We start from the raw sequence: 10,158 nt of genomic DNA on the forward strand, positions 1-10,158 counted from the left end.
ATCCCGCCACGGTATCTCTAGATCCCGCTAACAAGCAGCGGGATGACGAATTACTATACCACCGCGAACCGTCATACTGCTGCAGACCGTCATCCCGCCACGAACCGTCATACCGCCGCGGTATCTCAGCCGCTAACAAGTAGCGGGATGACGGTTGTCGTTTAGCCATAAATATTAAGAAATTTACCAAATAAAAAAAAAGGCAAAAGAAGCCCCGTTGGTGACTAGTTATTTATATGTACTTCAAAATATTGGCGTTTTTTATTCTAAACGCTACGATTCAGCCGTTTTTAAATGCAACTAACCTAAATTATAAACGTTAAGAAATTTACTGAGCGGAAAAAAAGGCAAAGAAACCCCAGAGTGGCTAGTATTCAAATTCTCCCTTGTCTATTTGACGTCTTTTACTGTCTTAAATGCTTTACAAGCGCGTTTCGGCTTGTATAGGTAGAAACCTAGAAGTTTTATAAAGACATAAGGTGCACATAGTGCAAAAAATTAAACATGAGACGCCAGATACGTTGAGTTTTTTTTGTCATTTAATCTGTACAGAGAAGATAAATAAATAGCTTCAGCTTCATGATAAGGGGGCTGGCGGAGTTTGTCAAGTAGTTTTTGCAGCTCCCATGGTTTTTGCGTCACACGCTGGCAGTTGTTACTCAAACAACAGTTATGTAAGAGATCTGATTACATTTAAGCTAACAATGGACCACTAGGTATATTACTAACTACGTTGACCTGATTCAATATTTTATTAGTGGGATTGAAATAATTTTCTATGAATTCCTTATATATAGCTGTTAATTTGTGTATATCATTTACTAATACGCTTTCATTTATCTGATGTGCGGTTTTGTTGATTATACCAAATTCAATCACTGGACAAACATCTTTGATAAACGCAGCGTCAGATGTGCCACCACTTGTGCTCAGCACAGCATCAATACTGGTAACTTTATTTATCGCATCAAGCATAATATCAGTATTTCTATCAGGAGTAGAGAGGAAGACGTCCCTGCTGCTATGCATAGAAAGTTTATAATCGTTAGTTACACTGGAGCATATTTCATCAATCAGCTTATATAAGCCGTCAGGTGTTTGTGTATCGTTATATCGAATGTTAAAACGTGTAGTTGCTGAACTAGGTATTAGATTGCTAGTATTATTTCCAACATCGATAGTAGTAACTTCGCAATGTGAAGGCTGAAAATATTTATTACCATGATCAAAAGTAGTATCTTTTACCTTACTCAATATCGATATTACCTTATATATTGGATTATCTGCTAGGTCTGGGTAGGCAACGTGTCCTTGTTTTCCATGGCAAATTAATTCAAATGTTACAGAACCTCTTCTGCCTATTTTTATGGTATCACCTAATTTCTCACTACTGGTTGGTTCGGCAACTACACAAAAATCTATCTTTTTTTGCTTACTTTTCATCCATTCCAAAACTGCTTTTGTTCCATATTCTTCCGTGCTTTCTTCAGCACTGGTAATCAATGCACTTATCGAACCATTAAATTGAAACTTTTCTGCAATTAAATTTGCCATAGCAGCAATAAATGCAGCTATTCCGCTTTTCATATCAGCTGCTCCTCTTCCATATAGCATTCCATCTCTAACTTCTGGATTAAATGGACCAAATGCCCAATCTTTTAACTGACCCGGTGGTACAACATCAACATGCCCAGCAAAGCACAAATTTGGTACTCCGTTTATATATTTCGCATAAAGATTTTTAACTTTATCACCAAATTCTAAAATCTCACAGTCAAAGCCACCTTTCTTGAAGATTGTTGCTATATGCTCTATTGCTCCGCCGTCCCTTGGTGTTATACTCTCAAAAGAGATCAATTTCTTAGTTAGCTCTACAGGGTCAATCTTCATGTCAATCTTAAAATACTTATATTGCTATATTGTAAACACTCTATGCACTATTTAAAACAAATATTACATCAAGCCAAACAAACTTTTCTAAGGGAAGTAGTAACAGATTACCACCTTGCTGATGATATCTATAAAATATGCACACGACACGGAAATGACATCTTTCTAGTTGCAGATGAAAATACAGCAAAACTTTTAAACAAAAACGTATTTAATAAAATTTCTCACTTAATTATTCCGAGCAATACCATTATGCCTCTTGCAAAACCTCATATCATTTCGGATGCTCCCTACATTTTATCATCTCAGTCCTCCGAGACTGGGATCCAGGAAAAAAAATCAGCGTCACGCGCTGGAATGACATCAACCATGGGTACTAATCTTTCACTTGCCTCTTTTGAAACCGTAAATCTAGTTAGAAACAAAGCAAAAGACAGTGACTTAATAGTTGCATTTGGTAGCGGCACCGTTAACGACATCTGCAAATATGCAAGCTACCTCGAGAAAAAAGATTATATATCGTTCCCAACAGCCGCTTCCATGAATGGATATACATCCGCAAATGCTTCAATATTAGTAAATGGATACAAAAAATCGTTCAAAGCACATCTTCCAAGAGCGATATATATAGATATAGACATACTTACCAATGCACCACTGCGCCTCACATTAAGCGGATTTGCAGATTTCATTTGCCGTTCGACAGTTCAGGCTGACTGGCTACTATCTCATTTGTTGCTTGGCACAGAATACAATGAATTACCTTTTACACTTGTTCGCGATTTGGAGCAAATTTTGCTAAGAGAGTATACGGCGCTTACTAAAAGAAGTAGAAAAGAGGTCCTATTACTTATGGAAGTTCTACTAATTTCAGGACTTGGAATGGTAATATCAAAGGGCAGCTATTCTGCAAGCCAAGGAGAGCATATGATAACTCACGCAATGGAAATGGTAACAAGAGATCATTCCTCACTACATGGCGAAAAAATTGCTGTTACGACGATTACCATGGCTAATTTGCAGGAAAAGATATTATCAATACAAAACCCGATTATCAACCCGACCACTTTAGATGTAAAACATATAACTCAGTGCTTTGATAATATCGAATTTGTAAGAACTTTTGAACAGAAGCAAATTATGCAGCAAAAAATCCAAGAGATTATTTGTAAAGAATGGACTAATATTTCCAATTTAATTAAGCAAAATTTACTACCTGCAAAATACCTGCAAAAAGTATTTGAAGATCTATCAATTCCGCACTTACCAGAGCACCTCAGTTGGAATAAAGAACAATATTGTAAAGTGGTCGATCTTGCGTTTGCAACAAGAGATAGATTCACCTTTCTTGACCTAGCTAATTGCATAGAAGAAAGTTAGGTTTTGTAGTGAAATTCTGTCATTTAAAGAGATCATAGGCCAAAAGCTAAACCCTTTTCACAATCTCTTATCTATTGTCCTCTAAACTGTACACCTAAGTGGATATACAACTTAACCATTCCAAGTAGCTGACACTGGGTCGCACTACTTCACCAATAGCACTATCTTGCTAAACATAGTTTAGTTCGAGTGGCTGAGGAGGGACTTGAACCCCCGACCAAGAGATTATGATCCTCCTGCTCTACCAACTGAGCTACTCAGCCTAATTGAAAACCTTGCTATATATGTGACCTACATGCTTTGTATAATATTTCAAATCAAACAAAGATTCAAGTTTTTCTGAGTTAATAACCTTAAGTAAAGGTTTATCTTGTTTCAATTCGGCCAGAAAATCACTGTTGTTTTGTTTCACTTTCATTGCATTGCTCTGAACAATTTTATACGCTTCTTCCCTCGCCAAACCACTATTTACTAACTCAAGCAATACACGCTGTGAGAAAACTAAACCTTTTGAAGAATTTAAGTTCTTTTCAATGTTTTCCTTATTGATTACCAATTTATCTATCAAATCTGTTAATCGCACTAAAGCAAAATCCATTGTTATACAAGCATCAGGAGCAATGCATCTTTCCACAGACGAGTGTGATATATCACGTTCGTGCCACAATGCAACATTTTCTAACGCAGGAAAAACATAACTGCGTATTAAACGTGAGAGTCCAGTCAGATTTTCACTTAAAATAGGATTGCATTTGTGTGGCATAGCAGAGCTTCCCTTTTGCCCAATGGAAAAATGCTCAGAAATTTCGCCGATTTCAGTTCTTTGCAAATGACGAATTTCAATTGCAATATTTTCTATTGAGCTTGCAATCACTCCCAAAACCGAAAAGAACATGGCATGTCTATCACGAGGAATGACTTGAGATGATATGGTTTCAGGTATGAGTCCCATTTCTTTCGCTACATACTCTTCAACAAACGGATCAACATTTGCAAAATTACCTACTGCACCTGATATTTTACAAATTGAGATCTCTTTTTGCGTGCTAATTAATCTCTGATAATTGCGTTTAAATTCAGCATAAAATCTAGCAAATTTTAATCCAAGAGTTGTTGGTTCTGCATGCATTCCATGACTGCGCCCAACACAAACAATATCTTTATAGTCCTCAGCTTTTTTTTTTAATACTGCAAGTAAATTTTCTAGATTCCCGAGTAAAATATCACATGACTCTTTCAACTGCACCGCAAGGCATGTATCCAAAACATCAGAACTTGTCATTCCATAGTGGAGATAACGAACATCAATTCCCGCTTCTTCAGCAACATATGTTAAAAAAGCTATAACATCATGTTTTACAATGGATTCAATTTCGTTGATACGTTCAATATCAAATTCAATAGCACCAGAGAGCTTCTGAGCAACACTATTTGGAATCACTCCTAACTCTGCTTGAGCTTCACACGCTAGTTTTTCTATTTTAAGCCATATATTAAATTTATTATTTTCCTCCCAAATGGAAGACATTTCTTTTTGGCTATAGCGCGGGATCATTAAATGACCCCCGTCTTATCTTTGAACATGCTAGATCCCAGTGTCACGCACTGGGATGACAGAAAAAAAAGGCACTGGAATGACAGGAATAGTTGATATATTTTATTCACTGCTTATTTGTTATTTGCATCTTCTTGCTCCACTTCTTCACCTTCTTGTTGCTCAGACTTCTGATTTTGCAATTTTACTTGCCTTAGCTCATTTGCATCTGTTTCGGATTTCACGACGTATATAGTAATTGGTACTACTACTTCACTATGTAATTCTACGTTTACTTGGTATTCACCCAAGTTTTTGATGCTTATTCCACCAAAAGATAAACTACGGTGATCTATCGCATGTCCTTCTTGTAGTAAAACCTTCGCAATTTCACGTGTTGTTACAGAACCAAAAATTTTACCATCCTCTGAAGCTTGCTTTATCAATACCACAAACTTATCATGTAGTGACAATGCAAGCTCTTTTGCTACATTTAATCTTTTTGTATTCTCTTCCTCCAGCAATAAACGTTGTTCTTCTAGTTTTGCTAAATTCTCCTTGGTAGCCTTCACCGCTTTTCTTTGTGGAAAAAGAAAATTACGTGCATAACCTGGTTTAACTTTGACAACTTCACCAAGCTTACCTAAAGTCCTTATATTTTGCTTTAAAATTATCAACATAAATTACCTAAACTTTTTTAGTACAGTAAGGAACAAGAGCTAAAAAACGTGCCCTTATGATCGCTAAGCGTAACTTCCTTTGTTTTTTTGCACATACGCCTGTTAATCTTCTAGGTAATATCCTACCATAGTCAGAGGTAAACTTGGATAATAAATCTGTATTCTTATAATCTATGTCTTCATCTTTAGACGTAGCAAGAGGGCAAACTTTAGAACGCCTAAAGCCAGTCCTATTATTTACAGATACGTAAGAATTATTAAAACTATTTCGTCTTTTCATCATTATGCGCTTTGCTCCTCAATTTGTTTATTCATCATATAAGATTTACCTTCAAAAAATTTATCAACCTGCACAGACAAGTGGCGAATAATGTTCTCATTAAGTTTCATTCTACGCACAAATTCATCCAGAATGCTTGCAGTAGAACTTATGCACATTATACAATAATGACCGCTCTTCATCTTATTTATTGGATATGCAAAATCCAAAAGACCCCAATGTTCATACTTGATTAATCCCGATGCTTCAATGTTTTCCAAAAGCATCTCCAATGCTTTGCTCGATTGAGTTGGACCGTTTATTCTAAAATCTTTCAAAATATCTTGAAAAATCTTTATTAGATGTTCTGAAATATTTCTCTTCAAAGCATTTACTGCATTATGGATAAACGCACTTTTAGTAATTTGCTCACTGCCTCCTAGAAATTTTATAAAATCTTGCGTTATTCCTAAATCTTTTAGGTCATCTTTCAACTCTTTATCGATTTTTGACTTCACTTCTTTCAAATTTGAAAGATCTTCTTCCAATTCAACCCATAAAATTTTTGTAAGATCTTCCAAGAAATCAGAGTAAGCAACTAGACCTTCTTTAATGTTTTCAGCACGCGTTTCTAACTCTTGTTTTGTAAGCGTACTATTTTGCCTTTCCATAAGACTCTTGATCTTCTGGAAAATAACATCTGCTTTAATATTTTTCAATGAAACAGCTAGCTCTTGTACCATCTCCTCTACTTCTTGCTGTAACAATCCTTGTTGTGCTATAAAAGTAAATTCATAAAGATTCACTATATCTTCCTTTAATACCGATTAAATATTTCATTATATAAAGCTTTTTTATATAAGCAAGTTATTTGTATTAATTTCTACGCCTTTAATCCAGCTTAAGTTAGATATTTCATAAATAACTTGAGGAGCAATTGAGTATGCACCTGGTAATAAGATGCTCACTTTATGTTTTTCAAGAAGAAGTTTTAGCATTATTTTGGTTCTGCCTTCATCTTTCAATATTGTGTTTAATTCCATAGCGGCTTTTTGCGAATCCGTGCACTCAGTGGTGAGAACTAATTCCTTTATTGTAGAAGCGATTCTTTTTGTAAACTCAGATATATCCTTGCCTGCTAATCTTGTTGTATTTTCCGAAGCTTCAAGATCAATTATCACAAATGTTCCTGGTGAAAATAAATCTCTTTTTTCTTCTATTATTTCATTATTATAAAATGCTATTTCAGAAACGTTATGGGGATCAGAAAGTGTGAGTATAACAAACCTTCCACGCTCTGAGGTTCTCATACGTGCATTTAATATTACCCCAGCAGTTTTTGCTGTTCTATTTTCTCCGATAAACCCAATATTTAACTTTTCCAGAAGAATTCCAAATTTTTCAAGTGGATGATTAGTTAAATAAAATCCTAGTGAAAATAACTCATGCTCTAATTTTTCCTCTTCATCAAAATCTTCCACATTCTCAAATTTCGGTTTGAGGACATCAAGACTACCAAACAAAGCAGCTTGACTTGATTCCCTATCCTGTTTGTTTTTATTTGCAAAGTAAATCAGCATGTCCATTGACTCATATAGCTGCTTTCTGTTCTTATGCACGCTATCGAATGCCCCGGATTTAATTAGGCTTTCTAGCGCTCTCTTATTTATTATATGACCTGAATTTTGAATGAATTCCCATATGTCCTTATAAGCGCTTGAACGTGTGTTCACTATTCCTTCTGCTATAGAAAAACCAACATTCCTCAAGGCAGCAATACCATAACGTATGCACTCACCCTCTATTGAGAATTCAGCTTGAGACTTGTTTATATCAGGTGGAAGAACGGTAACGCCACTGAACTTTGCTGCATGATAAAATAAATTCAGTTTATCTCTATCATCAATATTTAGATTCATTAGTGCTGTAAAAAATTCTAATGGATAATTAGCTTTAAGGTAAGCCGTTTGATAAGATATAACCGCATATGCAGCTGCGTGAGATTTATTAAATCCATAACCAGCAAATTTTGCAACAAGGTCAAAGATATAACTTGCCCTGTCATAATCAACGCCATTCTTCGTTGCCCCTTGGATGAAAAGTGCACGTTGTTTATCCATCTCTTCCTTAATTTTCTTACCCATGGCGCGTCTCAGCAAATCTGCTTCTGCAAGACTATATCCAGAAAGAATACGGGCTATTTCCATTACCTGCTCCTGGTAGATTATTACCCCAAATGTTTCTTTTAACACTCCTTCGAGTAACGGATGAATATAATCTGGCTTTTCAAGGCCATGCTTTCTTGCAATATAAGTTGGAATGTTATCCATAGGTCCTGGACGATAAAGGGAAATTAAAGCGATAATATCTTCAATGCAATCTGGCTTTAATTTGATTAAAGCTTCTCTCATTCCCGAACTTTCAAGCTGGAACACTCCAATTGAATCACCGCTAGAGAGCATCTCATAGGTTTTTTGATCATTCAAAGGAACTGAAGAAATATCGATCTTTTTTTCATCACGATTAATTAAACGACATACATGATCTATCAGTGTTAAGGTGCCAAGGCCAAGAAAATCAAATTTTATTAACCCAGCTTTCTCCACATATTTCATGCTGTATTGAGTGATTGGCAGAGCCGAATTTGGATCATAATAGATGGGAACAAAATTTTCTAATTTTTGATCACATATTACAATTCCAGCAGCATGAGTTGAAACGTGACGATATATTCCTTCGAGCTTTAGTGATATATCAAGAAGCTTTGCAATTACCTCATCACTATCTCGTTCTTTCTGCAGGTTTTGATCAAGCTCTATCGCTTGCGATAAAGTTACAGGATTTACTGGATTAAATGGAACCATTTTAGATATTTTATCCACTTGAGAGTAAGGCATTTGCAATACTCTACCAACATCACGCAATACTGCCCTTGCTTGCAATTTTCCAAAAGTGATTATTTGAGCAACATAACCGTACTTTTTCTGAACATAATCAATAACCAGGTCCCTTTTCTCTTGGCAGAAATCGATATCAAAGTCAGGCATCGATACACGATCCGGATTCAAAAATCTTTCAAATATTAGGCCAAACTTTATTGGGTCAAGGTCTGTAATCTGTAAGCCCCAAGCAACAATTGATCCAGCTCCTGAACCTCTTCCCGGCCCAACTGGAATGCCATTTGCTTTGCTCCAACGAATGAAATCAGAAACTATCAAAAAGTAGCCAGCGTAGTTCATCGAAGTTATTACGCTTAGTTCGTAATTCAGCCGATCGTAGTATTGTTTAAGGTCTATATCTGTCTCATTCGCAATGCGGAATTCTAATCCTGCAACTGCCTGCTCCCTCAGTTCTTCATTCTCAGTTTTATTTTCTCGACAAGGAAATTTAGGCAAGATAGGCTGCCTGCTTCTTGGCATGTAAGAGCACCGCTTAGCTATCACTAAAGTGTTATGAATTGCTTCGGGAATGTCGCTGAACAGTTCCTCCATTTCTGCCACAGATTTGAAGTAATGCTCAGTAGTTAACTTCTTTCTGTTATTCTCCAGGGCATAACTCCCCTCCGATATGCACGTTAATATATCATAAGCCTCATAGTCAGACCTATTTGGAAAAAACACATCATTTGTTGCAACTAGTGGTATATTGCGCTGATAAGCAAAGTCTATCAAAGCTTCTTCAAGCTCTAGCTCCTTGCTCAGCCCATGACGCTGCAATTCAACATATAAATGACCATCGAATGCTGAAAGCAGTTTTTCAACCGTTTCTTTATCCTGCCCCAACAATAGTTGAGCCAAACATCCACCGGTTAAAGTGATCAGACCCGTACTTGAACTCAATAGCTCATCAAAATCAACGTAGGGAATATCGCTGTTATTCTTGCGCTTTTTAAAAGACTCACTCACCAAAGTGACTAAATTAGTATACCCTTGCTCATTTTTTGCAAGCAATAATATAGGTAAATTTTGTTCTGAATGTTTAACTATAATATTGCATCCTATTATTAGCTGTATTCCCCTACTTGCTGCATATTCTGAAAATTCGAGCGAGCCAAACAAGTTGCCTGAATCAGTAATTGCAACCGCTGGCATTTTGTTCTGCAAACAAAAGCTAATCAGCTCCTCAATTTTAACCGAGCTTTCAAGCAGCGAATAAACACTATGAACACGTAAGTGTATGAACATAAAAAACTTTAGATCAACAAAAAAGGATAACATTAATTTACTCATAGAACATAATTTTCATGAGAACAAAAGCCTATAAGATTTCTCAAATCTAAGGTTAAGATACAAAAAACTTACTTGACAAGCCTCACCAGCCCCCTTATCATGGTAGTGAAGGTATTCAGTTATCTTCATCTGTGCAGATTAAACAGCAAGAAAACAACGTAGTTGGCGTCTTATTTTTAATTTTTT

Annotated in this window: 7 protein-coding genes and 1 tRNA gene; 1 reads left to right on the forward strand and 7 read right to left on the reverse strand. The window is 36.1% G+C overall.

The annotated features are described in order from the left end of the window. Positions 1-693: 693 nt before the first annotated feature. Positions 694-1,890 (reverse strand): succinyl-diaminopimelate desuccinylase, encoded by a 1,197-nt coding sequence (dapE, locus tag OZD67_RS04390; RefSeq protein ID WP_182183777.1) that lies wholly within the window; start codon positions 1,888-1,890, stop codon positions 694-696. A gap of 42 nt (positions 1,891-1,932) precedes the next feature. Here dapE and OZD67_RS04395 point away from each other — a divergent pair, with 42 nt between their 5' ends. Next, positions 1,933-3,270 (forward strand): iron-containing alcohol dehydrogenase, encoded by a 1,338-nt coding sequence (locus OZD67_RS04395; protein ID WP_182183775.1) that lies wholly within the window; start codon positions 1,933-1,935, stop codon positions 3,268-3,270. 190 nt (positions 3,271-3,460) lie between these two features. Here OZD67_RS04395 and OZD67_RS04400 read toward each other — a convergent pair. The 6 genes from OZD67_RS04400 to dnaE all read right to left on the reverse strand — a co-directional run bounded on the left by OZD67_RS04400 (position 3,461) and on the right by dnaE (position 9,927). Then, positions 3,461-3,533: transfer RNA gene (locus OZD67_RS04400), tRNA-Met, on the reverse strand. Beyond that, entirely contained in the window at positions 3,533-4,825 is a 1,293-nt protein-coding gene (purB, locus tag OZD67_RS04405) for an adenylosuccinate lyase (protein WP_182183773.1), read from the reverse strand. Before purB ends, OZD67_RS04400 begins: the two co-directional genes overlap by 1 nt. A gap of 113 nt (positions 4,826-4,938) precedes the next feature. After that, positions 4,939-5,484 carry a 50S ribosomal protein L9 gene (rplI, locus tag OZD67_RS04410; protein WP_182183771.1) on the reverse strand — a complete coding sequence of 182 codons (546 nt, stop codon included), beginning with the start codon at positions 5,482-5,484 and terminating at the stop codon, positions 4,939-4,941. Between the two features lie 7 nt (positions 5,485-5,491). After that, complete coding sequence (rpsR, locus tag OZD67_RS04415; protein WP_064125330.1) at positions 5,492-5,767, reverse strand: 30S ribosomal protein S18; 276 nt, start codon at positions 5,765-5,767, stop codon at positions 5,492-5,494. Further along, on the reverse strand, positions 5,767-6,549 hold the full coding sequence (gene rpsF, locus OZD67_RS04420; protein WP_064125329.1) for a 30S ribosomal protein S6: 783 nt from the start codon (positions 6,547-6,549) through the stop codon (positions 5,767-5,769). The genes rpsR and rpsF overlap by 1 nt, the downstream gene beginning before the upstream one ends. Positions 6,550-6,597: 48 nt before the next feature. After that, complete coding sequence (gene dnaE, locus OZD67_RS04425; protein ID WP_182183769.1) at positions 6,598-9,927, reverse strand: DNA polymerase III subunit alpha; 3,330 nt, start codon at positions 9,925-9,927, stop codon at positions 6,598-6,600. Positions 9,928-10,158: the final 231 nt, after the last annotated feature.

Source organism: Wolbachia endosymbiont of Drosophila nikananu (genome assembly GCF_028981865.1).
Classification (GTDB): Bacteria; Pseudomonadota; Alphaproteobacteria; order Rickettsiales; family Anaplasmataceae; genus Wolbachia; species Wolbachia pipientis_B.

Bases quoted from the DNA above. Each gene is read 5' to 3' on its own strand.
- dapE (WP_182183777.1), bottom strand. From the start codon at position 1,890: ATGAAGATTGACCCTGTAGAGCTAACTAAGAAATTGATCTCTTTTGAG.
- OZD67_RS04395 (WP_182183775.1), top strand. From the start codon at position 1,933: ATGCACTATTTAAAACAAATATTACATCAAGCCAAACAAACTTTTCTA.
- purB (WP_182183773.1), bottom strand. From the start codon at position 4,825: ATGATCCCGCGCTATAGCCAAAAAGAAATGTCTTCCATTTGGGAGGAA.
- rplI (WP_182183771.1), bottom strand. From the start codon at position 5,484: ATGTTGATAATTTTAAAGCAAAATATAAGGACTTTAGGTAAGCTTGGT.
- rpsR (WP_064125330.1), bottom strand. From the start codon at position 5,767: ATGATGAAAAGACGAAATAGTTTTAATAATTCTTACGTATCTGTAAAT.
- dnaE (WP_182183769.1), bottom strand. From the start codon at position 9,927: ATGTTCATACACTTACGTGTTCATAGTGTTTATTCGCTGCTTGAAAGC.